General features: G+C 45.0%; 23 protein-coding genes. 1 reads left to right on the forward strand and 22 read right to left on the reverse strand.

The window, feature by feature from the left end:
• Positions 1-275: 275 nt before the first annotated feature.
• The 8 genes from BOC67_RS21055 to BOC67_RS21090 all read right to left on the reverse strand — a co-directional run bounded on the left by BOC67_RS21055 (position 276) and on the right by BOC67_RS21090 (position 6,118).
• Positions 276-986, reverse strand: a complete 711-nt coding sequence (locus tag BOC67_RS21055) for an RHS repeat-associated core domain-containing protein (protein ID WP_291913284.1) — start codon at positions 984-986, stop codon at positions 276-278.
• Between the two features lie 15 nt (positions 987-1,001).
• A complete protein-coding gene (locus BOC67_RS21060) occupies positions 1,002-1,493 on the reverse strand; it encodes a hypothetical protein (RefSeq protein ID WP_291913286.1) in 492 nt (163 codons plus the stop codon).
• A gap of 325 nt (positions 1,494-1,818) precedes the next feature.
• Positions 1,819-2,331 carry an RHS repeat-associated core domain-containing protein gene (locus BOC67_RS21065; RefSeq protein ID WP_291913287.1) on the reverse strand — a complete coding sequence of 171 codons (513 nt, stop codon included), beginning with the start codon at positions 2,329-2,331 and terminating at the stop codon, positions 1,819-1,821.
• Between the two features lie 22 nt (positions 2,332-2,353).
• Positions 2,354-2,584, reverse strand: a complete 231-nt coding sequence (locus tag BOC67_RS21070; protein WP_291913290.1) for a hypothetical protein — start codon at positions 2,582-2,584, stop codon at positions 2,354-2,356.
• 583 nt (positions 2,585-3,167) lie between these two features.
• The gene (locus tag BOC67_RS21075) at positions 3,168-3,926 is read right to left on the reverse strand and encodes an RHS repeat-associated core domain-containing protein (protein ID WP_291913292.1); all 759 of its coding nucleotides are present in this window, start codon (positions 3,924-3,926) and stop codon (positions 3,168-3,170) included.
• 521 nt (positions 3,927-4,447) lie between these two features.
• Entirely contained in the window at positions 4,448-4,828 is a 381-nt protein-coding gene (locus BOC67_RS21080; protein WP_291913294.1) for a hypothetical protein, read from the reverse strand.
• 155 nt (positions 4,829-4,983) lie between these two features.
• Positions 4,984-5,577, reverse strand: a complete 594-nt coding sequence (locus tag BOC67_RS21085) for an SMI1/KNR4 family protein (RefSeq protein ID WP_291913296.1) — start codon at positions 5,575-5,577, stop codon at positions 4,984-4,986.
• Positions 5,578-5,788: 211 nt separating this feature from the next.
• Positions 5,789-6,118 carry a NucA/NucB deoxyribonuclease domain-containing protein gene (locus tag BOC67_RS21090; RefSeq protein ID WP_291913299.1) on the reverse strand — a complete coding sequence of 110 codons (330 nt, stop codon included), beginning with the start codon at positions 6,116-6,118 and terminating at the stop codon, positions 5,789-5,791.
• 191 nt (positions 6,119-6,309) lie between these two features.
• Here BOC67_RS21090 and BOC67_RS21095 point away from each other — a divergent pair, with 191 nt between their 5' ends.
• Positions 6,310-6,741: a helix-turn-helix transcriptional regulator gene (locus BOC67_RS21095; protein WP_291913301.1), complete on the forward strand. Its 432-nt coding sequence runs from the start codon at positions 6,310-6,312 to the stop codon at positions 6,739-6,741.
• Between the two features lie 5 nt (positions 6,742-6,746).
• Here the strand turns inward: BOC67_RS21095 and BOC67_RS21100 are convergent, their stop codons facing one another.
• The 14 genes from BOC67_RS21100 to BOC67_RS21165 all read right to left on the reverse strand — a co-directional run bounded on the left by BOC67_RS21100 (position 6,747) and on the right by BOC67_RS21165 (position 25,693).
• Positions 6,747-7,220 (reverse strand): hypothetical protein, encoded by a 474-nt coding sequence (locus BOC67_RS21100; protein WP_291913303.1) that lies wholly within the window; start codon positions 7,218-7,220, stop codon positions 6,747-6,749.
• A gap of 1,035 nt (positions 7,221-8,255) precedes the next feature.
• Positions 8,256-8,672, reverse strand: coding sequence for a hypothetical protein (locus BOC67_RS21105; RefSeq protein ID WP_291913304.1), 417 nt, complete (start codon positions 8,670-8,672; stop codon positions 8,256-8,258).
• A gap of 216 nt (positions 8,673-8,888) precedes the next feature.
• Positions 8,889-10,412: a choice-of-anchor I family protein gene (locus BOC67_RS21110; RefSeq protein WP_291913307.1), complete on the reverse strand. Its 1,524-nt coding sequence runs from the start codon at positions 10,410-10,412 to the stop codon at positions 8,889-8,891.
• 122 nt (positions 10,413-10,534) lie between these two features.
• Positions 10,535-14,182, reverse strand: coding sequence for a hypothetical protein (locus BOC67_RS21115; protein ID WP_291913309.1), 3,648 nt, complete (start codon positions 14,180-14,182; stop codon positions 10,535-10,537).
• Positions 14,183-14,196: 14 nt separating this feature from the next.
• Positions 14,197-14,781, reverse strand: coding sequence for a hypothetical protein (locus BOC67_RS21120; protein ID WP_291913310.1), 585 nt, complete (start codon positions 14,779-14,781; stop codon positions 14,197-14,199).
• A 105-nt stretch (positions 14,782-14,886) separates the two neighbouring features.
• Positions 14,887-16,221, reverse strand: a complete 1,335-nt coding sequence (argH, locus tag BOC67_RS21125; RefSeq protein WP_291913313.1) for an argininosuccinate lyase — start codon at positions 16,219-16,221, stop codon at positions 14,887-14,889.
• Between the two features lie 27 nt (positions 16,222-16,248).
• Entirely contained in the window at positions 16,249-17,313 is a 1,065-nt protein-coding gene (locus BOC67_RS21130; protein WP_291913315.1) for a M20 family metallo-hydrolase, read from the reverse strand.
• 2 nt (positions 17,314-17,315) lie between these two features.
• On the reverse strand, positions 17,316-18,104 hold the full coding sequence (gene argB / locus BOC67_RS21135; protein WP_291913317.1) for an acetylglutamate kinase: 789 nt from the start codon (positions 18,102-18,104) through the stop codon (positions 17,316-17,318).
• Positions 18,101-19,057: an N-acetylornithine carbamoyltransferase gene (locus tag BOC67_RS21140; RefSeq protein ID WP_291913319.1), complete on the reverse strand. Its 957-nt coding sequence runs from the start codon at positions 19,055-19,057 to the stop codon at positions 18,101-18,103. The genes argB and BOC67_RS21140 overlap by 4 nt, the downstream gene beginning before the upstream one ends.
• A 2-nt stretch (positions 19,058-19,059) precedes the next feature.
• Positions 19,060-20,184, reverse strand: coding sequence for an aminotransferase class III-fold pyridoxal phosphate-dependent enzyme (locus BOC67_RS21145; RefSeq protein ID WP_291913321.1), 1,125 nt, complete (start codon positions 20,182-20,184; stop codon positions 19,060-19,062).
• A 31-nt stretch (positions 20,185-20,215) separates the two neighbouring features.
• Positions 20,216-21,199 carry an N-acetyl-gamma-glutamyl-phosphate reductase gene (gene argC, locus BOC67_RS21150; protein ID WP_291913323.1) on the reverse strand — a complete coding sequence of 328 codons (984 nt, stop codon included), beginning with the start codon at positions 21,197-21,199 and terminating at the stop codon, positions 20,216-20,218.
• A 3-nt stretch (positions 21,200-21,202) separates the two neighbouring features.
• A complete protein-coding gene (gene argG / locus BOC67_RS21155; RefSeq protein WP_291913326.1) occupies positions 21,203-22,396 on the reverse strand; it encodes an argininosuccinate synthase in 1,194 nt (397 codons plus the stop codon).
• Positions 22,397-22,443: 47 nt separating this feature from the next.
• Complete coding sequence (locus BOC67_RS21160) at positions 22,444-23,235, reverse strand: GNAT family N-acetyltransferase (protein ID WP_291913328.1); 792 nt, start codon at positions 23,233-23,235, stop codon at positions 22,444-22,446.
• 427 nt (positions 23,236-23,662) lie between these two features.
• Entirely contained in the window at positions 23,663-25,693 is a 2,031-nt protein-coding gene (locus BOC67_RS21165) for an alpha-L-fucosidase (protein WP_291913330.1), read from the reverse strand.
• Between the last annotated feature and the right edge of the window lie 201 nt (positions 25,694-25,894).

Here is a 25,894-nt window from a genome sequence, read left to right on the forward strand (position 1 = left end):
GGAGCTTGACTGTGTCACAATTATCAATTATTTTTGGTGAGCGGCTGAAATTACGATTGTAAATTAAATCTTGACACAGTTTATTTTACACTCCCTGTTTACACACTTTGTGAGACAGTCCCCTCCATTGGAAATTACTCTTTTCTTGTTCACATAAATACCATCCACTGCTAGCTTAACACCAGACGAACTCTTTCCCACTTCATCTCCAGATGTATTTGTTGTATAAAACAGTTGCGCACTTGCATTAACCTTGGCCTTGCCTACGTCCGCACTCAATTTTGGTCAAACGACAAAGTACTTTGAGTTCCACTTTCACTTACTGTAGTTTTTTGCGATCCTTCCACAGGTATATCTCCCAATATTGCACTAATAGCATTCTTCTGTTCAGATTTACCAACTGATTTACTAGAAACGCTCAATTGAACCGGCCATTCTCCATTTACAAACAAATTTTCAAGGGAGCCAATTTTCATTGAAGCTTTAGACTCGGAAATTGTAACTGTTCCACTCGCTTCCGCGGGTCCTGCTTTTGCTGCAATTTTATCTTCTGTTGAAATATGAACTTCTCCTTCAAATTTGAATACATCTGTTACCTTATCCACTATTCTTCCGAATCCTTGGAAATATTCCTTAAATCCGGCAGTGATAACCGACCATGGGTGGCCCCCTCCTAGTCCAGGTTGCATACCATCTGGATCAATAAATCGGATTGTATTATCGAAGGTATAATTATATTGAGAATGCCTGCGCATACTATCCGATAATGGATCTATGGTAGACCACCTACCTATCTGTACATCATACATTCTTGCACCATAATCATACCACTCCAACCCACTGCCATCTCCAAACTCCTTACTCTGCAACTCCTTACCATTATACTTCAAGCTGTTCTGCACATAATTCGGTCCGGTCAATTCCGTAGTACTAATCCCCGCCATCGTCAACCCAAACGGATAATAATGCGTCTCCTCCAGTGCCACCGGGGAAAGGCAAAGTTATCTCCCAAAATCTTCCAGCGAAATTTTTGTCGGCTTATAATAACGAATCCTGTACTTCTCATCAACCATCATATTCAGAATATCATATATTTTCACCAACTGATCCTGCTTATAATTTGCGGTGTACACTTTCTTAGTTTTGTTACCCACCATTAAAATGATACTCTTTCTATCGCCGTCTTCAATATGCCTGTTAATATATTCTTCTTTTAACGTGTCAATATCAAAAGAAGCCAGATGATCACATAGCAATAACGATACGCTATCTGTTAATTTCCCCACAAGCAGGAGACTGTCCGGTTTTCCGCTAATTCCATCGTAAAATGTCACCTTCAGGCTATCGTTTTCCACTATATAATTCAAGGTGTACGCCATTGAATAATTATGTGAGGATATTTCCAAGTGATAGGTCAGATTGCAAGGGTTCATTACTGGTTTCGTACGACATGCCATTAACAGCGTTAAAAGTAAAATCAAAGTTATTCTCATCTTACGGCAGTATTCTCGGTGTAATATTGTGTTCACATCTTAGTCTGCTTTCCTCTTCCCTGGTGTTTGTTTCTTCAAATTCCAGCACCCGAGGATTATTTTTTACTTCCGGGTCAAGTTTGCCGGTTGAGGCGCCATTTCTTTGGCCTTTATTCATATGTCTGGCATGGATAAACTCATTCCCTAGCCCTATAAACGCAGGTCTTGCGCTTCCTCCCTTGACATCCACACCACCACTCGTTTCATATGGATTAAAGCTAACGACAGTATTGGCTCCTTCCCCATTTGCCCGGTACTAGTCAAATATGACTTACTTTCTTCACCGTCAAATGGGCGGGGTTCCATTACCATCCAGATTTTCAGTTACAACATTTAATTTCTCAGATGTAATAAGATCATGCACTAACTGGGTACCAAATTCCTTCTCCCCTTTACCTGTGGAGACTATACTACTCTTCTCAACCGTTCCAATACTTACCGCCGACAATGCTTCAGCGCTTGAGGCTAACACCACTTTTCCGTTACTTAACATAGCCAATGGTTCGGTGGTCATCTTTTGAATATCAGCGAACGTTTTCTGCATGGATGCAGCATCTCCCCGTAATATAATATCGGTCGGAGCCAGCCCATCAGGATCAATAAATCTAAGCGGATTATCGAAAGCATATGCATATGGGCTCCAGCGCCGCGACTTTTCACCTAAAGGATCAATAACCCACCAATGTCCTACCTGATGATCATACATCCTTGCCTCATAGTCGTACCACTCGACGCCGGACTCATCCTCAAATTCGTTACTCTGCAATTCCTTGCCATTATATTTATTTCGGTTAACCAATTTCTGAGAAAATGCTTTTGAACTAATCCCCCGCCATCGTCAACCCAAACGGATAATAATGCGTTTCCTCCAGCACCGGGCCACTCATTTGCGCCACCATCAGGTTATCAAAGAACACCTCCTGCGGACTTTCATTACTGGTGTAAACATACAAAAATCTGCTCTTTTTCATGACCATCTTCTCTTGAGAAAGGGTCTGCAACTGATCAGGCTCGGCTTTCACCTGTTTCACCCCGCTATTTTGCTCCACCATTTTAAACTGATCGTCAAATAAAACGTAGTTCAGGTAAGCTTTCGGCTTGCCGGGTTGCTGATTGGGGTTCTTTTCTTTCAGCTTGCGATAATCATTGTTATAGAAATTGGCGTTGAAGGGCGTACTTGCAAAATACTAAGGCTCAGAAAGCCTTTAACCCGTAACGACTATACACTTTTCATTGGTTCTTAAACGTACCTATAAAAACAGCGAAGCCGCAGAAAAAATCTGCGGCTTCGCTGTTTATCTCTTTCGCTTTTTGTATTTCTTATCATACCAGTCATGCCACTTCCGTAAATCTCCCTTTGTAAAATCAAACTGCCCAAAATATGTAACTTTTCCGGATGAAGGGATTCCGGTCTCATCCCTCATAAACCGAACACAATTAATTCATCCATATAGGGTATCATTGGGCGATGCAGCAACCAGTGAGTCCATTATCCTAAAATAATAAGCACGCTCAACATTCTTTTTGGAAGTATTTATATAATAGTTATCAACCTGGCCATACATAATATTAGGCACAAAAAAGCACAGTATTAGTATTCTAAAAACCCGGCCTACAGACAACTTAGCTTTACATTTACTTTTTGGGCGTAACCGTAACATTCGCAATATTTTTTTTAATAATATTAAAGTCCACTATATACCTTGTCCCTTCCTTATTATATTGCTGGGATATAGTACCATTACCAGTTCTGGGATCATATGTCGAATTTTGTCTCGCATTTTCATTTCTTGTAGTTCCATTAATTGAATTTTCTACTTTAATTCCCTGATCATGTGCTTGTAAAGGTGACATACCTTTTACTTGTGTTTGATACCCTTCATTTATTTCATGACCTAAAGCCGCAGCAGAAGATACTACACCATTTCCTTTATCTAATTGTTTCACATCAGCAACGTCTATTTTTTGGACCTGCCCATTACTATTATCACCTATAATATATTGTGAACTTCCATTATCTAAGCCTATCAACACATCGTTTGCGCCATTAAAAGCGCCATTTACAGCATCATAAAAAGCTTGTTGCTGACTATTCATGGAACCTTTGGCATCTTTATTCTCTGCTAAGGACATTACCGGAGAACCGTCTTCTGCTATCCTTGTCTGAACGGTGTAGAATCCACCTAGAGCCTGATTTACCATGCCTACAAATTCTCCTGTTGAGGTTTTGTCATTCGGATTCATTGTAACAGCAATTACACTATCACCATTAATATCAACATACTTCAGTGGATTATTTATAGCATATTGATATGGATTGAAGTTAACATACTTATCGGCAAATCGATCATGTACATGAAAACGTCCAATTTGTGCATCATACATCCTCGCCACATAGTCATACCACTATAACCCTGAACCATCTCCGAACTCCTTATTTTGTAACTCTTTCCCGTTATACTTAAGTCTATTCTCCGGATAGTTCTTCCCCACCAACGCATTCGCACTAATCTCCGCCATCGTGAGCCCAAACGGATAATAATGCGTTTCCTCCAACAATGGCCCCGCATCTAAATTTACAAAAAGGTTATCAAAATATACATCCTGCGCCGTTTCATTAGACGTATAAACATACAAATACCTTGACTTCTCTACAGGTATCTCATTCATAGTCAATGCTTGCAGGGCATCCGGCTCTCATTTCGCCTGGCGGATACCACTGTTGTTGTCCACCATCCGGAAGTTATCGTCGAACAGTACATAGTTTAAATAGGCCTTCGGCTTATCTGGACAATTCTAATTCGGTTCTTTTTCCTTTAAACGGGAATAGTCATTATTATAGAAATTACTATTGAATGGACTAATTGTTCATTGATAACCTAATCCGCCTTTCGGGTATCCTCATAAGTTGGCGTCTAGCGGTATTGCAGATCGTGCATTAAAATAACAACTCCGTAATCTCTATAGAAGATTATGCCTTTCTCTTTATAGTATTCCGGATGATTCACTATAATAAATCTTGTTGCAGTATCACTGCTATAGCTTTGTACTCTGCCTGTTAAAAGGCTTCCTATAAAAACATATAAAGTATTGTAAGTTTTTTGATAGCTGTTAATATGTGGATGGAATTGGCTGAGGACCGTTAGTACTGCTTCGTTGTTATTTATGGCCCCAGAAAGTACCATTGCATCATTATTTCCTAAAGCACGTCCTAGACTGGCCGCTTTTTGCCTTAAATCTACTACTTGGCTTGCCGAGCCTCCATTTTTACTAATAGTAGCCCCGATTTCCTTCATTAGTCCCTTCAATTATCAGCTGCCATTGCCCGCAAATACCAGCGATGGACCTATCTTTTCCCTCCTTCACGAGCAGCCAGCCTGGCACTAAAAAGGCGTATGACCGATAATAATAATAAGCCGCGGGCAATGCCTGCGGCTTATTTATAAAAAAGTTAAAAATTGGATTCATCGTCTTTCCAATACAATGATCGGGGATTTCGTTGTTCACAAATTTCAAATTCAAGATTAGTATCAATTAGCAATTCACGATTCTCAAAAAAATAAGCTCCCTTATTATAACATAACAATATTGAATCAACCATAGCTTCTATCGAATCATAAATGGACACAGGATCTATTGATAAATTAATTGCTGGCGAAAATAGATAAATCATACCCCATTCCCCGGATAGCTCGTCTATATTCAATAGCAAAAAATCTCCTCCTCCATTTGTAAATACAGGAAAGTAGCTTCTACTCCAATACTTATTTTCAATACTATCACTTTTATAAAGGTCGATAGCCGACTCTAAAGAAAAAAATATTCCAAAATCAAAAAAGATTTGCCGGGAAAAATTATTCTCATATATATCCCTTATCCCATTCCTCCATTTGTATAAATCATACACCGATAAGGGTAAATTTATTCCTATTTTATCTATTTGAGTTTTTATTTCCGCCTCTGAAATCCCAGGCTGAAGGATCTCTAATACATAGGCATCATATTTCAATAAATACGAAGTAATTTGGTCTAATGCTTGTTTCATTATTACATCAATTACATTAACTAATTAGTTATGCACCTCCCGGTAGTGGTGTACGTGCAGGAACAGGTGGCAAAATCGGTGGAATTATAGGAGGAGTGAATCTCTGTAAGAGAGATTCCAATAATTTTAATAGAATGGGGGGCATCAGTCTGTGGTTCTGATTGTGTTGCTGGGACAGGTTCCTTTTCCACATCTGATTCCGGAATAACAATTATTTTATCCCCGTCTTTAAATCATTAGCTGTGACTAAACCACCCAAACCACCTGCTTGTATCTGTTGCTCCGATTTTGGAAAAGGAACTACATGAGACTTCTCACCACCCTCAACTGTACTTGGGAATGGATACTCATCCAGTGATTCTGTACTAGTTGGACGACGGTTATTCTTATTTTTATCGTATAAACTCAATGCATCTCTTCGCCGGGTATTTTTATTTACTTTATTGCGTTCATATGTAAGCATGATTGGATGACCCATGCTGATAGCTTCCATCGTATGGTTATATATTTTTTCAGTATGAGGCTCATTATACTTTTCCACCTTCGGATCGATTACACCCCACCTCCCTATCTGCACATCATTCATCCTTGCTCCATAATCATACAATTACATTCCTCTGCCATCTCCGAACTCTTTCGATTGTAGTTCTTTCCCATTGTATTTCAAGCGGTTTTCAGCATAGTTACTTCCCTTCAACGCATTCGAATTTATCTCCGCCATCGTCAACCCAAATGGATAATAATTACCGTCCCCTTTTTACACCCGCCGCCGTTTTCAAAGAACCCGTTTTAAAGATAGCAGATTTCTCTTTTCAATTGAAAAACAAAAACTACATCGTCAGGGGCAGATGGAGTGTTACTAAACTGCGCAAACGCAAAAACTGGTCACAGGCGGACCTCGCTAAGGCCGTGGAAGCATCGTGCGACATAATCGGTAAATATGAACGTAACGAGAACAGCCCATCTATCGAGATGGCCGTTAAAATTGCCGATGCTTTCGATGTGACCATCGATTACCTCATCGACAACGGTAAATATGCTGCCTATGATAAAGATGTGATTGAACGTATTGAGGATATTCAGGCGCTTGATGCTAACACCAGGACTACACTATTTAATGTGATTGATACCTATCTGCGAGATTACCAAGTGCATAAAGCATAAAACAATTATTTATATTCCAATCCCCAATTATTTAATATACTGTCTGCTCTATACTTTGTAACGTTCTTCTCCTCAGTGGCAATCAAGGGATTATAATATTTATATTCCCAACCGCTTGTGTCGCTATAGCTATACCCAATAGTCAATTTCTCATATCCCCCCCCTGCTATCCTGAGATAAGTATCCCCATCATAAACTATACTTCCTGATTTTACCACTACAACCTTGGAACTTCTAAAGCTTCCACTATCGGGTCTGTTTACTGGATGCCATACCTTCGTTTCACTAAACTTGTCATTTGTCACCCAAGTATCAGGCAGCAATGCTATACCAAGCCTCGCTCGTTCTGCATTAAAGGCAACTCCATATTTTCTCCCGGGCGGGAACATTAAATAATATAACTTATCCTTAGTCAACAAAAAAATAAATGAAAATATTGTAAGCAATGGGTACCTAAATTTATCCCTTGTCTTTCTCACTATAATAATCATTTAAATAATCCGTAAATAAAATCTATAACTTTTTTGGATGTACCTGTAGGCTCATTCCTATATGCCCTTCCATCCAATGCGGTCGACGCTCTTGGCGTAACGTCTATTGGAGAATTTTCCGGCAATATTCATTTACCTGCAGCTTCCATGGCCTGATCGGCACTAGCTGGCGCACCACCTGCTCCAAGAAGATCACCCCATTTACCCGGCACCTTAACAGCACCGCCTAACGGCAAAGCCCACAAACCTAATGCTTTATCTAAAAATTCACTCGTTTATTAATCCGATAATCATTATACTGAAGCTTATTGGTATTCCTGAAGCTCTCCTAATCTTTTGTTACACTTCCATCAGCGAACTCCTTCGTCTGCAACTCCTTCCCGTTGTATAAATACCTATTCTCCAACGGCCCCACCGCCTTCGTCGATATCCCACTCATCGTCAACCCAAACGGATAATAATGCGTCTCCTCCGATACCGGGTACGATTCCTATGCCACTTCGACTTCCGTTTTATGTATTTCTCATACCACTTATGCCACTTATCCAAATCCTCCTTTTTTACAGGTTAATCGTCCCAAATAATTACCGTCCGCGGTTGCCTCTATACCAGTGATCTTTTCCATTAATTTAATCGAGGAAGGACAGAATATTATTTCCCCTGCTGTTGCGTTTGCAGTAGAATCTAACACATAAAGATGATACCCAATCAGTTTCAAATCGCTTCGATCAATTTTCTGTGCGCTATATGTTGTTGTATAAAATATTAAACAACAGACAAAAACATATTTCAAATTATTTAAATTGAAATACTGACACTTTCTTCGTTACTGAATTATCCAGGTCTTTTGCAGATGCTGTAATACCTCAATCGGTGATATTTAGTCTACATGGTCGCATGCCAACAATCTTTTCAAGATACAGGAAACCTACCTAAACTATGTTAGTACTGATCTAGCACAGGTTAAAAACTTAAGAACAGAAGTCAGTTATATATCCCATTGCAACCAGAAACACATACCTGTTAATACGCTGCCACTCTATTCTCAAACAGCCGGTTCATCGCACTCCACTCCTCCGCACTAACCGCCTTCCTCCTCAAATTAGCCACATGCTTACCATCTACCAGCAACTTAATCACATTATGGCCCTTCTTTACAATCACCTTATCCAAGGTTACATTGATAGGTAATTTCTTATAGATGGACATGTTGACGAACGATAAACTTAATTCCTGCTCATTCACTCCCATGGTGAGGACTTCATTTAAATTCATCCGCAATAACAAAATGGAAGATAGCCCCAATATCATAGAAACAAGGGCCATTTTAGAAGAAAAATCCATTTTCAATAAATACAATGCCACACCCAATACTGTAAAAAAAATTAAGGCTCTGATAGCAACAGCCTCCATATAAACAGGCTTAAACTTAAAGAACATTGTTACTTAAATTTGTCAGTTATCAATATATCGTGGAACGAAAAACTTCTTATTTGGTTGAAACAATCTGCTGTATCTATATTCCGTACCTACCGGCTCTCAGTTCTCCCGTAACGGGTAAATTCAATAGTGGAATATACAAAAAAAATTCACAAAAAAGGGCCGCCTCACAAATGAGGTAGCCCTGTGCATACAATCTACTAACTAAATCAGTCTTTACAGTTTATTTGGCTTATATATCTTTACTACGCCATCCCCTTCTGAACTCACAATCAGCAGGCTTTGTTTGATAGGACTATCCGCGGCATGGATGAACATTACGCCCTCAGGTGCATCACCCGTCTTCAGGAGTTGGAGGAAGGAAGGGTTGGTCGGATTGGTCACATCATAGACCGCCACGGCATCCGCACGCTCCATGCCAACAAACAGGAGCTTTTTCTTACCAGCTTCGCCCAGGGCCAGTCCCTCTGGCTCCACACCTTTGTCATCACTACGACCGTCATCATACAGGGCAGCAGCCTTGGCCTGTACTTCCAGCTCATTTTTGCTATCGAAAACCAGGGTACCGGCGTTCCCATCCCATACGCTGAAAGAACGGGCTCCAAAGGAATAGAGTTGATCGTAATCCCCATCTTTATCCGTATCTCCTAAAGTTGTGGTCACATTCAACCTGCCCAGCATTGCCTGCCCCTGTAAGGTCAGCGCGTCAGGAAACGCCGCTGGGTCCAGTTTTAAGGCGCTTACGCGCTTTGCCTCGGCAAAACCGGCATACTCCCGTACATCTCCTTCGTTAGCCGTAAAAAGGTAAGGAACGCCGTTTTTATGTAGCACAGCAATAGCATCCGGCTGATACATACTTTTTACATTCCATTTCTTAAATTCAATTACATTATCCTTATCGCTTACGTCCACCCCGTTGGCGGCTACATTGTAGTCCTTAAATCCCAAAGGCATGATGTTTTTGATAGTTTTGGCAGTTATATCGATGGTGGCAATGGCATTATTCTCCTGAAGGGTTACCCATGCGGTTTTGGAATCTTCCGCGACGGTAATATACTCCGGTTCCAAGTCCTGCGCCAGCGTAGCATTAGGCCCGAATACCCGTAAGCCTTGCTGCATCAGCGCGGCTTTCTGCGATTCAAAACCACTGAAATCAATCGTTTTAACTTCATAGTTGTTCTGAACATCGATTATGGATATGGATCCCACGGGATCATTGGTATAGTCAGCATTTGGCTCTCCCTCATTGGCAGAAAGAATATAGCGGCCATCAGGGCTGAAAGTCAGCATATCCGGCAGGACGCCAACTGTAACACTTTTTACCAGGGAATTATCACTGGTATTGAATATCACTACCTTTCCCGGCTCCTGCTTTACTTTTGATTCAATAGCGGCTGCCAGCAGACCGTTCTTTACGGACAGGCTGTTTACATAGCCGCCATAGCCGGAAGAGGCGATCTCCGTTAGCTTGACTGGCTTTGAAGGGTCTTTTAAGTCGATTACATCAATGCGGTTCAGGAAAACACCGTTGTTATCTTCCGCATTATACACCACAAACAGGCGCCCGGTTTTGGGGTCGTAAGCCGAAATTTCAGCGGCGCCTTCATTCCCTATATCAATGGAACCAATCTCCGCAAAGGAGGCAGGGTCTTCAGGTACGTAGAAATCTTCTTGATGATCTTTTTTACAGGACAGCGCTACAATTACTGTGAGTACAGGCAGGATTTTTTTATAGTTCATCTCGCATTTTGGTTAATGGAGCGCAACCTAATATATCGGCATTACAGTAACATTAACGCAAGGTTATAAGATTGTTAAGCATGGGCATAAGAAAAGCTGCGGAGGATATCCGCAGCTTCTAATCAGTTTACCGGAGCCTGATACCGGTACTCGTAGACTTTCAAAATATTATAATTATGATCCCGTTGTTCAATCAGTTGCCCGTAACCGTCATATAAATAATAGACGGTAATATTGGACTCATTGGTCGCACTTGTCATACCGCATAGGGGATCGTAGGTAAATGTCTTCATTGTCGCATCCGCTGGATATATTCTTACCTCGTCAATGTAGGCGCCGTCTGTTATAGTATAGGTGGGACCGGTATAGGGCAACGTCTTCATAATCCAGTTGCCGGCACTACCATTCCTATACCAATATGTTAGTACGTAACCACGCTGATCCGGGACTGTAAAATTCACCTGAAAGCCTGATGGTTTAACCATGCTTCCTGTTTTGGCTGCCACTTGTGCAATGCCTTTATTCACACCATACTCAAAACTCTCATAATAGAATTGGGAGGAATTGGCATTAACGACTTCGGCTACAGGAAATTGGTTATCATATCCCCACTTATAAGAAGAAGGCACATCGTTATGTTTTGCCTGCGTAAGAATATTACCCTCCGAATCATAGTTGAGAAAATCAACCGCGGTAAATGCCGCGTCCGGATGAAACTGCTGGATTATTGCGACAGGCAATATCTTATTACCTGGCCAGCTTGTATAATTAGTACGGACAGTTTTTACAGGTACACCATCAATATCTTTTTTAGTTTCAATATTATCACCAACCCTGAAAGCATTCACCATATTTTGCAATACGGGGTCAGCGGGATAATCAAAAGGATACTTGAACGTTGTATTCTCCTGTTGGTTCTTGCTGTTGATAGTGCTCGACTTAGTCAGCTGCAGATAGGTTGGATGCCCATATTCAAAAATAGTGGTAGTTATCAGCGAGTCACTGCTGCCTGTAGGCGAATACTCTACAACAGATTCAGCGGACAAATAGGTAAAATCAGCAAGCATATCATAGAATTTCACATTTTCGAAAGTACGCATATACACACCGGCTGCGGCCTCATAGGTAGCAAACTTTTCTTCCGGTATTTTTACTCCGCGAATCACCGTCCTACGCGTTCCGTCCGTTTGATAATTCCGAGAAATCCGTTTAATCAGTTTAAAACTTCCGTCCGGCTGATTGGCATATATGTATTGGTGAAGCAACTGCCCGTTTTCAGGATCGGAAGTTAGTGGTACATTCGGAAATGTAGGATAGTTAATTTGATCTTTGTTGTTATGATAAATATAGACCGTCTTACCAGCATTTGTGCGACTTTCTGTCACTTCTGTATATCCAAGGGGTGAACCAGCCGCACTGGCACTGATAGGCATAATAGACGTAGACTCCCGGAATACGGCATCTGCACTTGATATTACTTCATAGCTTATAGGCCAATCCGGCGGGGCTGTACACATCTTCTGTAAAACACCCGTATAAGTATATACCGGGTCCGACATCAACACTCCTGAGGATCGAATACTATCGCCCGGAATTATCGTTTCATAGGAATATTTAGTTGTTACATCGTTTGCGTGATTTACGCCATCATAATTTGTCAGTGCTTTAATGCGTAAACCTGGGCCATAACGTTCCTTTATTTTCCTTTCCTCTGTTTTGAAAAACGATACGGTAATCCAGTTAAAAAATCCCCCCTCGCACAATGCCTTTATTTTGTAAGTCCCCGGATCCAATGTAAACACTTGTTCCGCATCTGCACTACTTTGATTTCCAGAGTTAATCAGAATCCCCATACTTCCAACGAACATTTGACTGGTGCCATTGATCTTATAAACTTCAAAAGCATCATACTCAATATCCATCTCATCATTCATGCAATCCCCAAAGTAGCAGGACCAATGTGACTGGACAGTCACATCCCTCACTGAATCCATCGTAATTAACATTTCATTGGGTTGTAATTCCATGACCGGTGACTGTGGTCCTTTCTTATGAAGATATTCCAATTGCTCCACCCTTTCCTTTATCGTCTCTGGTGCGTAATAGTCATTTGGCTCATACGTGAAAGTTGTAGTACCACCGGTAGGATAAGTTAAGGAAGTCAGCATGCAAGCTTGGCTAAATTGAGGATTAGGCTCTCTGTTTGCCCCTATAAAGGTACCTGTTTGCTGTGTTGCTGGGTAATAAATAGAAACAGGCGGTACCAGCGTCCCATTTGCCATATGATCGCCATTATTTGTATTCTCCCTTATGGCATTGTTTGAGGCGCCATTGTAATATCCCCAATGATCGATTGCTTTGCTATTTTTTGCCGGTAAATCCATCGCATTGTAATTAAAGGTGAATGGAGCTTTGGGTTTAATACCATCCGTTTCCCTGACAGACAAGAGTTTTAATCTTTTCGTCAGATAATCGCCACCGCCAAAATAACTGTACTGCATTTCAAATCTGCGCTTAAAGGTATAGACTCCATCTTCCCTTGAATAGATGCTGATATTATCAAGCTTAAGTGGCATGGATGCAGCTGTACTTACAACTGGTTCAATATCCTCCCGCGTACTATGGTTAAATTCCACTTTTCCGGCTGGGAATGTAATAGATTTCAGATATACTTCCTGTATTTCAGAATATGAAGAGAAATATAGGAACTCATGATAATTACCGATAGGACAAGTACCTGCTCCGCCGGGTAATGTGGCCAGCTGGGTATTATAGATATGTCTCTTTATCTGGGAGCGGCTCAGAACCTGTGCTGCTCCTGGAGATGTTTTAAAATAGTTAAAATTGACCTCTGCACCGGTAGGGGATATTATTTTATCCAGGTACCAGCTGGTAACCGTTTCTTTCGGTGGACTGTCTTTCACATTCAAATCCGACTGCAGCTCTTCGGTTGAAACAGCTGTCCGTGCAGTATTAATTTCGCTGGTACCAAAATAATACTGCATGCCATGCGCATCGGTAATAATCCATGAATATCCCGCTATTGCAGCATTGTAACTCACAGATATCTTCACATCAGCCTTGGAAAGCAGAGTGGCTGTGATAGGCGTCCCTGCTGTTCCTTTATTGAGAATAAATTTTCCAGAGGCGCCATTTATGGTGAATGAGAATATGTCAGGTTCTCCGTCTGCTATTCCTGAAATAGCATCGTTTAAAAACGCCATATCCCGGTTATACGCATTATTATCCGTCGGACGGACGTACAGGTAGTTACTACTCACACTCTGAGGCATATAGCTATACATGTAGCCATAGGTACTAAGATCATCAGTTCCACGTACTACCCTGGAAATAACCCCACCTGTAAACAAAGACCATCCTAATCCAACCAATGAGGCTTCTTCCTGCACTTTAATACCTCCACTATGATAGTTGAGACTAATAGGGACAGTAATTTCTTTATTCTTCACTGTAAAGATCGGAACTGAAACATTTACAGTTCCAGTATAATTAGATACCGGCACCTCTCCGTATTTAGCAATGGAAGCAGCATTGGGCGAAGGGCCGATTACACGTGGAATACTGGTTCTATCCTCCTGTGCCAGGATGCTAAGCGGCATAGAACACAACATGGCAAATGCCAGATACTTAAAAATTTTCATAGCGTAAAATGGATAACTCAATTCCAGGTATAACAAAACTTGGTTGCTTACAAACGTACAAGAGGTTTTTTTTATTAGCCCTATTTTGGGTAATTTCCCTCTTTTCATGCACTTCCTTGCGGTTAAGCAATTTCTTTCCTATAAAGTCGACAAAGTTCCTTACGGCCCAACCCCTTATGCGCCTTCACCCATTTCACCATTTTCCCCATATCCAACTTATCCAGCAGCACCTCCGTTGTAGCCGAAGCATTCGGAATCGCCGCCGGGCCACCGCAGGCGCTCATGATATACGCATGCAGCAACAACTTGGCTCCATTGGATTTATTTAAATCCAGGAACCATACTGCGGAATAAGTAGCATACGGGCTCGGCGCCGCTATCCATGTACATTTGGTCGTATCTCCTTCATAGGCCATGAGCTGATCCAACAGGCTACTGTCGGCCGCAAAAAAATGCTTCACAGCGGTATAGTAAAGTATGCTATCCTGCTTAAACTGCTCAGGTGATTTATCATACAACATCAGCATATGGGTATCCGCAGCATTTGGCACATTGGTCACATAACCGAAAGTGAGACTATCCAACAGGGTGGCAGGCGCCGCTACGGATGGTGTTTCTTGGGTTATTGCAGTTGCCTGTTGCTGTTGTTGTTTTGGCTGACATGCCCACAGTACCAGTAATACCAGGCTCAAAATCGTTATCCTCATGATCCTTCCTAAATTAAAAAACGTTGTGAGGAAAATTAGTAATTTTCTCTCACAACGCTTCCTCTAAAGAATAGTTTTTATTTCGGCGATGCTAAAATTGCTTATTTAGCTATCCAACAACTTTTCCAACGCCTTATCCACCTTCTCAAACGCAAACCCTTTCAACACTGCTTCCATCTGCTGCGCAATCTGCGCGGTACACAAGTTCCCGATGCTGCCGGCATGGGTATGATTCACCTCTTTGGCAGGCGCAAAAGTCCCTTTCTCGATATCCATTCCTACCTGCTTGTAAGCCTCGCGAAACGGCGTTCCCTGCAACACTAAATTATTCACCACTTCCACGCTGAACAGGTACTGGTATTTCTCATCGTCGAGGATGTTATCCTTGATACGAATATTTTCCAGCATCAGTTTTGAAAGGCTGATGCAATCTTTCAATGCTTTAAATGCCGGGAAGAGGTTTTCTTTCAGGAGTTGTAAATCGCGGTGATAGCCGGAAGGCAGGTTGGTGATCATCATCGCAATTTCATTCGGCAAGGCTTGCAGCTTGTTGCCATGACTGCGGATCAGCTCCCATACATCCGGGTTCTTTTTATGAGGCATAATGCTGGAACCGGTAGTCAGCTCATCAGGGAAAGTGATGAAGCCGAAATTCTGGTTCATGAACAAGGTAGCATCCATCGCCATTTTAGCGAGGGTGGCGCCAATGCCGGCCAGTGCAAATGCTACCAGCTTCTCGGTCTTACCACGGCCCATTTGCGCATATACTACGTTATAGTTCAGGGAATCAAAGCCCAGCAGGGAGGTGGTCAACTCACGGTCAAGGGGGAACGAAGAGCCATAACCGGCCGCAGAGCCAAGCGGGTTCTTGTTTACCACGCGGTAGGCGCCCTGCAGCATGGTGAGGTCATCCACCAGGCTTTCTGCGTACGCTCCGAACCAGAGGCCAAAAGAAGAAGGCATCGCTATCTGCAGGTGTGTGTAACCCGGCATGAGCTGACCTTTATATTTTTCACTCTGCGTTTGCAGCAGGTCGAAGAGGGATTTTACTTCTTCTACCACCAACTGCAACTCATGACGCAGAAACAGCTTCAAGTCCACCAGCACCTGGTCGTTACGGGAACGGCCGCTGTGGATCTTCTTGCCTACTTCGCCCAAACGGCGCGTCAGCAGCAGCTCCACCTGGGAGTGGATGTCTTCCACATCGGCTTCCAGTACAAAATTACCGTCCTGGATTTCCTGGTATATCTTGCGCAGTTCTGCCTTGAGTACGGTCAGTTCCTCCGCTTCCAGCAGACCAATGCTTTGCAGCATAGTGATGTGCGCCATAGAACCCAGTACATCAAAAGGCGCCAGGTAGGCATCCATCTCGCGGTCTTTACCCACGGTGAATTTTTCTACCGCATCCAGTGCTGTCTTATCTTTTTGCCACAATTTCATAATTCGGAAATTTCTGCGCCGGCGCTATCAGTTGATAGCTTCCAGCAATTTTATATAACTATCTATTCCGTCTTTTATTTCGGAGAGATATATGTATTCATCGGCTGTGTGAGAGCGGGCGGAATCGCCGGGGCCCATCTTCACGCTTGTTGCCGGGATCAGCGCCTGATCAGAGGTGGTAGGCGACCCATAACAGCTCTTACCGGCGGCAATTCCTGCCTGGACAAACGGGTGGTCCATCGGGATGTGAGATGGCCGCATACGGAGGCTGCGGGGCTTTACTTCACACTGCACATTGGCACGGATGATTTCCAGCAGTTCTTCCAGCGTGTACTGATCATTGGCTCTCACATCCACCACAAATGTACAATCCGCCGGCACTACGTTATGCGCTTTGTTGGAAGTATTGATCACCGTTACGCTCATCTTTACGGGACCCAGCGTTTCGGATACTTTAGGGAAGCAATAATCGCGGAACCACATCAGGTCCGGCAGCGCCTTATACAAAGCGTTCTCTCCTTCCTCGCGGGCAGCGTGCCCTGCTTTGCCGGTGCTGGTGCAATCCAGTACCAGCAAGCCTTTTTCGGCCACTGCCAGCTGCGTTTGCGTCGGTTCGCCTACGATAGCGAAGTCGATGGCCGGCAGTTTGGCAAGAATGCTTTCCACGCCATTGCTGCCACTGATCTCCTCTTCGGCAGTAGCGGACAAAATAATATTGTATTTCAGATCGGAACGATGGTAGAAGTGCAGGAAGGTTGCAATCAGGCTCACCAGGCAGCCACCGGCATCGTTGCTGCCCAGGCCGAATAACTTACCGTCCACCACATCCGGACTAAACGGATCGCGGGTATATTGCGGGTTTGGCTTTACCGTATCGTGGTGGGAATTGAGTAAGATATTGGGCTTAGCGGGATCGTAATGCTTATTTAGCGCCCAGATGTTGTTCAGATGCCGTTCATGCGGTATCTCCATAGCGGTGAGGAATTCGCTGATCAGCGTAGCTGTGCCGTCTTCCTCACGACTCAATGACGGCGTCGCAATCATCTGCTTCAGCAGTGCTACGGCTACATCATATAGTTTTTCGTTCCACATAGTTAGCATATTAAGGTGCCGGCTACGGTATCGGTAGTATTACTCAACACGTCTTCGGCATGGCCTATCAGCACTTCTTTCACGCCGTTGTCTATAGCGCCGAAAGCGTTGTCCAGCTTGGGCAGGATGCCGTCAGACAAAACTTTCTGGTCCATCAGCTGCTGATAGATTTCTTTATTGATAAGGTTGATCACGGCATTGTCGTCATTAGGATCGCTCAGCACGCCCTTTTTCTCGAAGCAGTAGATCAGCCGTACATTGTATTTACCGGATAAGGCAATGGCCAGTGAGGAGGCAATGGTATCCGCGTTGGTATTCAGTATCTGGCCGCTGCCATCATGTGTGAGGGGTGCTAACACCGGCATTATCCCAGCTTCCAGTAAAGCCACGACGGGACCTGTTTGAACCTGCTCAGCTTTAACATCTCCCACAAACCCATAATCTATTGTTTTAACAGGACGTTTAGTAGCCGGAATGATGTTGCCATCCGCACCTGTCAAACCGATCGCATTGCAGCCTTTGGCCTGTAACTGCGCCACCAGCTGTTTGTTTACCAGTCCGCCATATACCATGGTTACGAGATCGATGGTTGCCGCATCGGTAATGCGCCGGCCATCCACATACCTGGATTCGATTCCCAGCTTGTCACCTATACGGGTGGCCACTTTTCCGCCTCCATGGATGAGTATCTTTTTAGCGGAAATTGCTGCAAACTTTCCGAGGAAAGATTGCAGCAATGCCGGGTTATCAATGACGTTACCGCCTACTTTGATAATAAACAGGTCGATCATAATTCTCCTTTCAAGATTTCACTCAATACTGCCTGCGCCGCCCATACGCGGTTGCCCGCTTCAGGGATCACGATGGAGTTAGGTCCATCCAGCACTTCGTCGGCGATCACCACATTCCTGCGGACAGGGAGGCAGTGCATTACCTTGGCGTTATTGGTATTTTTGAGCTTTGCGTTGTCCACCATCCAGCTGCTGTCCGTGCAGGTGATCTTACCATAGTCCCTGTAGGAGGACCAGTTTTTCACGTACACAAAGTCAGCATCTTTCAGCGCTTCGTCCTGGTTGTATTCGATACGGGCGCCTTTGGTGAATTTCTCATCCAGTTCATAACCTTCCGGGTGGGTGATCACAAAATCCGCTTCGCCCCAGGCATTGATCCACTGCGCGAAAGAGTTAGGTACGGCCTGTGGCAGCGCTTTTACGTGCGGCGCCCAGGTCATTACCACTTTCGGTTTGCGTGGCTCGTTCCACCTTTCCTTGATGGTAATCACATCCGTCAAACTTTGCAGGGGGTGTAAAGTGGCGCTTTCCAGGCTCACTACCGGCACGCCTGCGTATTTGATGAACTGGTTGATGTATTTCTCTGTATAATCTTCTTCCTTGTTTTTCAGACCAGGGAATGTACGGATGGCGAGAATATCGAAGTATTGTCCCATTACCGCAGCGGCTTCCTTTACGTGTTCGGAAGTATTCCCGTTCATGATAACGCCGTCATTCATTTCCAGCTGCCACCCTTCCTTATCAATATTGAAAACGATCGGTTCCATGCCCAGGTTTTTGGCAGCCACCTGTGTACTCAGGCGGGTACGCAAACTTGGGTTCAGGAATATCATTCCCAACGTCTTGTCTTTTCCTAATGCTCTATCCTTGAAGGGATTTTTTTTGTACTCCAGTGCAATGTCTACCAAACGCGGGACACTGGGAACATCGGCTGTTGAAATAAACTGTTTCATTATTATTTCACTTCTTTTCTGAATGCTTCTAAAAATTGGTCTGCATGTGCCCGGGTAAGCGCCAGGGACGGTAACAGGCGGATCACATTTGGTTTTGCTTCACCGGTGAAGATCTTATGTGTACCCAGCAGGTTTTTCCTTACATGGGCCAGTTCTTCCGGCAGCTCAATGCCAATCATCAAACCGCGGCCTCTTACTTCCAGCACCTGGTCAAACTTCTTCAGTTCATTGATCAGGTATCCGCCAACGGTGGCAGCGTTCTGCATCAGGTTTTCTGACTCGATCACTTCCAGCACTGCCAGCGCTGCTGCGCAGGCCAGGTGGTTGCCTCCGAAGGTGGTGCCCAGCATACCGTGGCTGGCGGCGATTTTAGGGGAGATAATGATACCTCCGATGGGGAAGCCATTACCCATACCTTTTGCCATCGTATAGATGTCGGCGTTAACGCCGGCATAATCATGCGAGAAGAATTTGCCGCTTCTGCCGTAGCCGCATTGCACGGAGTCAGCAATGAATACAGCGTTGTGCGCATCGCAGAGGGAGCGGATTTTTTGCAGGAAAGATTCGGACGCTACCCTGATACCGCCTACGCCCTGGATGCCTTCGATGATCACGGAAGAAACTTCGTGATCCCTGAAAGCCTGTTCCAGCGCCGCTTCGTCCAGCCATGGCAGGAACACGACGTTATCGGTTTCATTAACCGGCGCAACGATTTTAGGATTGTCCGTTGCGGCCACTGCCAGGGAAGTACGGCCGTGGAAGGATTTCCTGAATGCGATCACTTTCTTTTTACCATTGTGAAAAGAAGCCAGTTTCAGCGCATTTTCGTTGGCTTCCGCACCGGAGTTGCAGAGGAACAGCTGATAGTCCTCTTTTCCGGAAACCTTGCCCAGCAAAGCTGCCAGCTGCTCCTGCAGGGGCATTTTGATAGAGTTGGAATAGAAGCCGATTTTATGGAGCTGGTCTGTAAGGCGTTTCACATAGTGAGGGTGCGTGTGACCGATGGAGATCACGGCATGGCCGCCATACAGGTCCAGGTATTCAGTGCCCTTATCGTCCCAAACATTGGAGCCGAGGGCTTTATCAATAACGATATTATTAACCGGATAAACGTCGAAGAGTTTCATTTGTAATTTCAGATTGACAATTAAAAAAGGTTTAGAAAACGATGGACTTCAGTTTGAGTCCTGCCGTTTCATCCAGTCCGCACATCAGGTTCATATTCTGTACAGCCTGACCGGAAGCGCCTTTTACCAGGTTGTCCTCTATGGAATGGATCACCAGTTTCTCTCCCACTTTTTCCAGTTGTATCAGCACCTTATTGGTATTCACCACCTGTTTGAGGTCTATCTGTTTTGTGCTCACATGCGTGAATGGATGACCAGCGTAAAATTCCTGGTACAACTGCACGGCGCCTTCCAGTGACAGATCGCTCTGCAGATAGGAAGTCACCCAGATGCCTCTTGGGAAATCACCTCTTACCGGAACAAAGTTTACATCTGCTGTATATCCAGGCTGCAGTTGTTGTAAGCTTCGTCGGATTTCTTTAAGGTGTTGGTGTGTTAATACTTTGTAGGTGGAGATATTATTTGCCCTCCAGGTAAAGTGTGAAGTAGCCTGCAGGCTTTGTCCCGCTCCGGTTGAGCCGGTGATACCAGTGGTATGGACTTCTTTCAGTACTCCGGCTTTCGCCAAAGGAAGGAGTCCTAACTGGATAGCGGTAGCAAAGCAGCCGGGATTCGCGATATTGGTTGCCGTTTTGATGGCATCCCTGTTCAGTTCAGGCAGGCCGTACACAAAGGTTCTTCCTTTCACGCTTTCGCCTAAACGAAAATCCTGGCTGAGGTCAATGATCTTCACGTGGTCTGCAATATCATTTGCTTCCACGAACTTTTTGGATTCGCCATGACCCAGGCAGAGGAACATCACATCGATGTCGTTGCTCAGTTCGCCGCTGAAGGTCAGTTCGGTTTCGCCCAGCAGGTCCGCATGTACGGCGTACAGCGGGTTACCTGCGTTGCTCCGGCTGTGCACAAAGGAGATGGTCACATCCGGGTGGTTCAACAAAAGCCGGATCATTTCGCCACCGGTGTAACCGGCGCCGCCAACGATTCCTGCTTTTATTTTATTGGAATTACTCATTGCTTATTTGTTGTCATTTTTTACCTGATGCCAGATCATGGTCTGGTTACCGAAGATTTTGCTGAAGCCTCTCACGTCGTCACCGGACCAGCCGCTGTTCATTTCGCCGTATTTGCCGAATTTGCTGCTCATCAGGTCGTAAGGACTTTGGATACCGGTTACCTGGAAGCGGTAAGGCATCAGGGTTACATATACTTCACCGGTTACATTTTCCTGGGAGTGCTGGAGGAATGCTTCGATGTCGCGCATTACAGGGTCCATGATCTGGCCTTCGTGCATCCAGTTACCATAGAACTGCGCCAGTTGGTCTTTCCAGCTCAGCTGCCATTTGGTGAGTACATGTTTTTCCAGGGCGTGGTGCGCTTTCAGGATTACCATTGGCGCGGCGGCTTCGAAACCTACGCGGCCTTTGATGCCGATGATGGTGTCGCCCACGTGGATATCGCGACCGATAGCGTAAGGGCCGGCAATAGTTTGCAGGTATTGGATGGCTTCGGAGGGATGTGCGAATTTCTTGTCGTTGATACCGGTCAGTTCACCTTTTTCGAACACCAGTTTCACCTGCTCTTCACCATTTTTGGTGAGTTGGGTAGGCCATGCGGATTCAGGGAGCATACCGTTGGAGGTCAGGGTTTCCTTACCGCCTACAGAAGTACCCCAGATACCTTTGTTGATGGAGTACATGGCTTTTTCGAAGTTCATGTCCACCCCTTTGGATTTCAGGTAGGAGATTTCTTCTTCGCGGCTCAGTTTCATATCGCGGATCGGAGTGATGATTTCCACACCTGGGATCATAATGTGGAATACCATGTCAAAACGAACCTGGTCGTTACCTGCGCCGGTAGAACCATGGGCCACAGCGTCAGCGCCTACTTCCTTCACATATTCGGCAATGGCGAGCGCCTGGCTCATACGCTCAGCGGAAACGCTCAGGGGGTAAGTGTTGTTCTTCAGTACGTTTCCGAAGATCAGGTATTTGATAACGCCGTCGTAGTAACTGCGGATTGCATTAACGGTTTTATGGCTCTTAACACCCAGGTTGATAGCGCGCTTCTCGATCTCCTGTAATTCTTCCTCAGAAAAACCGCCTGTATTTACGATCACAGAATGCACTTCATAACCTTTTTCCTCGGTCAGATATTTAACGCAATAGGAAGTATCAAGTCCTCCGCTAAATCCCAGTACTACTTTTTTCATTATAACAACGTTTTATTCAGATAACAATATTTTTTACAAGGTGCCTGTCAGAAGAAGAACAGGAATTTCTTTTTAGCGCCTGCAGCGCCGCCTTCTTTTTTGCTGTTGAGCAATACGAATCTTTTGAACCGCAGCCAGCGTTCGTAGAGTTTGATGTTGCCTTTGAAGCGGCGACGGCGGCGTTCGTGATGAATGCGGCCGTTAGCGGCAACAGACATTTTCATTTTCTCCATTTCGGCTTCTGCAGCGGCGGCTTCCGCTTTGGCGGCCATCGCTTTCTCTTCCGCTTCCTTCAGCTTTTCAGCCGGATCATAGAGCATGGCGGTGCAAAGACAGTTCTTACGGTTTTTTGCTGTAAGAATATCAAAATTCACGCAACTGCGGCAGCCTTTCCAGAATTCTTCATCATCTGTTAACTCGGAATAAGTAACAGGCTCGTAACCCAGCTCTGAGTTAATTTTCATCACGGCCAGGCCGGTGGTCAAACCAAATATTTTGGAATCAGGATATTTCTGACGGGAGAGTTCGAATATTTTCTTTTTAATCGATTTAGCTACACCATGCCCACGAAACGCCGGATTCACGATCAGTCCTGAGTTGGCAACAAATTTCTCATGGCCCCAGGCTTCAATATAGCAGAAGCCTACCCATTCGCCCTTGTCCGTAACTGCAATGACAGCCTTACCTTCCTGCATCTTCAGTTCCACATAAGCCGGGGAACGCTTTGCAATTCCGGTTCCACGAGCTTTGGCAGAAGACTCCATCTCATCGGTGATGGTCTTTGAATAGTGTATATCGTCAGGAGTGGCTACCCTAACGATTATATGCTGATTTTCCAACTTTTAAAATTGAAATCGTGAATCAATAAACTACATTGAATGCTTTCCATTACTGGAAAAAGAGAAACACCTTATGACTGGGGATCATGGTGCGACAGCGAGTCAATATGACGGAGCGCTATCAAATTCTAGGTCGTCGGGAAAGGTATCTAAAGACATTGAACCCAACAGAATATACCCCTTTATTTAAAGCGGGATGATATGCGGAGATGTTGGTATGAGTTGCGGTTTTTTCCAACTTCAGTTCAGCGTTAAATTGTTATAAATATTGTCTTTAGTTTAGATTATCCGCAAAGTTATAACATTATATTTTTAATTGGTCCAAATTTTTTTGGCCAACGGCAAATTTTTTCAACCCGTTAACAGAAAATGCCCCTGCTGCCAACTTCTCAGGCAACAGAGGCATTACAGATATAATATTTATTTACTATCTGGTGATAATTCCCAGTTCGGCCACGCTGATCTTTTTATCCCCTTCCACTGCCGGCCGGGTGGCCACCAGCTTGATATAGCGCGCTTTTACAGGGCTGAAGGCCACGGATTGCTGCACCGGGTTGTTTTTTATGTTGGCGAACATACCTGCGGCGGCTTTGGACCAGGTATTTCCGTCCTCGCTGGTATAAAATTCATATCCATATATGATGCCGCCAATATGCTCATTTGTCACAGGAGTGTAAGTGAAGCCTTTGAGCGTCAGTGTTTCCCCAAGGTTTACGACCAGTTCCTGCGGCGCTCCTGCTTCGCTGACCCAGGCGCTGCCGGCGTTACCGTCAATCGCTTTCACGGCGGCGGCAGGCTGCACGGTCCATTTAGCAGGGGCTACGTCGTAGCTCGCGGTAGTAACGGCGCTGCGTTCGGCTTTTCCGTTTTCTTCGTGGATGGACACCGCTTTTACTATGCCGCCCATCGGCAGAGAGATTGCCTCGCCTGTTTTGTAGAGGCGGGAGTTGACAGTCGGCTCGCTGCCATCGGTAGTATAATATATATGTTGGTCTACCGTAGCGTTGCTGATCACCACCTCTCCTTTGCTATTCCGCTTCAAAACCGGCTGGGTGACCAGTACAGGGGCCAGGTAAAGCCCTACTTCACGGATCACCGGACAAGCTTTAGCGTCCAGGATGTTCACCCGCACCTGGGTGGTAGTAAGCTTAGGCAGCTCCAATATTCTTTTGTGGCCGATGGTAGTGGCTGTGGCCACTTCCCGGAAGCGGCCGTTCTCCAATACTTCCACGGAGAATGCCTTGACACGTTGTCCCAGTTTGATATATTCTTCCAGACTGATTCTGTTGAAAGAAACCGGCTGTTTGAAAGTAAGGGTAAAGGAGGCGGTAGTGGCGTCGTCCGGGGTAGCCCAGTAGGTATCCGGGTTACCGTCGTTCAGGTGGCTGACTTTCACCGCGCTGTTGTTGCGGCGGGTAACGCTGGCGGAGGCGACTGCCCTGCGGGCCAGGTTATTTTTAAAAGTAGCGTCCAGCACGCGGCGCAGCTCCATGAGGCGGGTGGAATCGTTCTTATGAATTACCCCTTCCCTGCTCACGGGCACGTTCAGGATCAGGTTGCCGTTGCGGCCAACGGAGCCGTAGTAGATTTTGAGGAGGTCCTGCAGGGATTTTACTTTATCGTCAGTATCCGGGCTATAAAACCATCCCGGGCGGATGCTCACATCGCATTCCGCCGGCACCCAGGCTTCCCCGTCTTCCACGCCTTCGTTCAGCTGCTGCTGTGGCGGCGCGGCTCTTCCCGGGCCATATCCTTTGATGTTCAAGGTGCTCCAGTTGGTAGTGCCGGCAATGCCGTTTTCGTTGCCTACCCAGCGGCAGCCGGGGCCAACGTCGCTAAAGATAACAGCGTTGGGTTGCAGTTTGTGAACGGTATTATTAAAGAGTTCGAAATCGTACTTCTGTGGTTTGGTGCCATCGTTGGCGCCGTCGAACCATTGCTCAAACACGGGTCCGTAGTTGCTCAGCACTTCGGTGAGGGTGTTCACGAAGGTCTGGTTGTACCTGGGCGTACCGTAGTCAGGATGGTTACGGTCCCACGGGGACAGATACACGCCGAATTTCAGTCCGTATTCCTTACAGGCTGCGGAGAGTTCCTTGAGGATATCGCCTTTATACATGCTCTCGCGCACGGTATGCGTACTGTATTTGCTGGGCCAGAGGCAGAAGCCGTCGTGGTGTTTGGCGGTCAGCACGATTCCCTTCATGCCGGCGAGTTTGGCCGTACGGGCCCATTGGCGGGCGTCTACATGAGTAGGGTTGAATACTTTAGGGTCCTCGTCCCCGTGTCCCCATTCCTTATTGGTAAAGGTGTTGGGGCCGAAATGGATGAACATGTAATATTCCATGTCGTTCCACTCCAGCTGAGATTTGGAAGGTAAAGCGCCATAAGGCTTGATTTCCTGAGCCATTGCCATGTTGCAGGCAAGCAGACCTGCAAGTATTGGTGTAATTTTCATGGATCACTGTTTGATTAGGTCACTGGCGAAGATAAGTCAGATATCTCTGCAGCAGCTAAAGGTAATTTAGCTATTTATAATGCTGAATTAGCATTGTGAGGAACGGTCGGATCCTCTGTTGTAAACATTACGCTTATCCATCGATTGCAAAACCAGAGCGGATTTGCAGACCGTTTATCACAAAAATGTAAGAAAATAGTT

Origin of the sequence: Chitinophaga sp. CB10 (assembly GCA_001870995.2) — a bacterium.
GTDB lineage: Bacteria > Bacteroidota > Bacteroidia > Chitinophagales > Chitinophagaceae > Chitinophaga.

Excerpts from the sequence above, each read along its gene's own strand:
- BOC67_RS21060 (WP_291913286.1), bottom strand. The coding sequence starts at position 1,493 with ATGAGAATAACTTTGATTTTACTTTTAACGCTGTTAATGGCATGTCGT.
- BOC67_RS21070 (WP_291913290.1), bottom strand. The coding sequence starts at position 2,584 with ATGGTGGAGCAAAATAGCGGGGTGAAACAGGTGAAAGCCGAGCCTGAT.
- BOC67_RS21080 (WP_291913294.1), bottom strand. The coding sequence starts at position 4,828 with ATGAAGGAAATCGGGGCTACTATTAGTAAAAATGGAGGCTCGGCAAGC.
- BOC67_RS21085 (WP_291913296.1), bottom strand. The coding sequence starts at position 5,577 with ATGAAACAAGCATTAGACCAAATTACTTCGTATTTATTGAAATATGAT.
- BOC67_RS21095 (WP_291913301.1), top strand. The coding sequence starts at position 6,310 with ATGGATAATAATTACCGTCCCCTTTTTACACCCGCCGCCGTTTTCAAA.
- BOC67_RS21105 (WP_291913304.1), bottom strand. The coding sequence starts at position 8,672 with ATGTTCTTTAAGTTTAAGCCTGTTTATATGGAGGCTGTTGCTATCAGA.
- BOC67_RS21110 (WP_291913307.1), bottom strand. The coding sequence starts at position 10,412 with ATGAACTATAAAAAAATCCTGCCTGTACTCACAGTAATTGTAGCGCTG.
- BOC67_RS21115 (WP_291913309.1), bottom strand. The coding sequence starts at position 14,182 with ATGAAAAGAGGGAAATTACCCAAAATAGGGCTAATAAAAAAAACCTCT.
- BOC67_RS21120 (WP_291913310.1), bottom strand. The coding sequence starts at position 14,781 with ATGAGGATAACGATTTTGAGCCTGGTATTACTGGTACTGTGGGCATGT.
- argH (WP_291913313.1), bottom strand. The coding sequence starts at position 16,221 with ATGAAATTGTGGCAAAAAGATAAGACAGCACTGGATGCGGTAGAAAAA.
- BOC67_RS21130 (WP_291913315.1), bottom strand. The coding sequence starts at position 17,313 with ATGTGGAACGAAAAACTATATGATGTAGCCGTAGCACTGCTGAAGCAG.
- argB (WP_291913317.1), bottom strand. The coding sequence starts at position 18,104 with ATGATCGACCTGTTTATTATCAAAGTAGGCGGTAACGTCATTGATAAC.
- BOC67_RS21140 (WP_291913319.1), bottom strand. The coding sequence starts at position 19,057 with ATGAAACAGTTTATTTCAACAGCCGATGTTCCCAGTGTCCCGCGTTTG.
- BOC67_RS21145 (WP_291913321.1), bottom strand. The coding sequence starts at position 20,184 with ATGAAACTCTTCGACGTTTATCCGGTTAATAATATCGTTATTGATAAA.
- argC (WP_291913323.1), bottom strand. The coding sequence starts at position 21,199 with ATGAGTAATTCCAATAAAATAAAAGCAGGAATCGTTGGCGGCGCCGGT.
- argG (WP_291913326.1), bottom strand. The coding sequence starts at position 22,396 with ATGAAAAAAGTAGTACTGGGATTTAGCGGAGGACTTGATACTTCCTAT.
- BOC67_RS21165 (WP_291913330.1), bottom strand. The coding sequence starts at position 25,693 with ATGAAAATTACACCAATACTTGCAGGTCTGCTTGCCTGCAACATGGCA.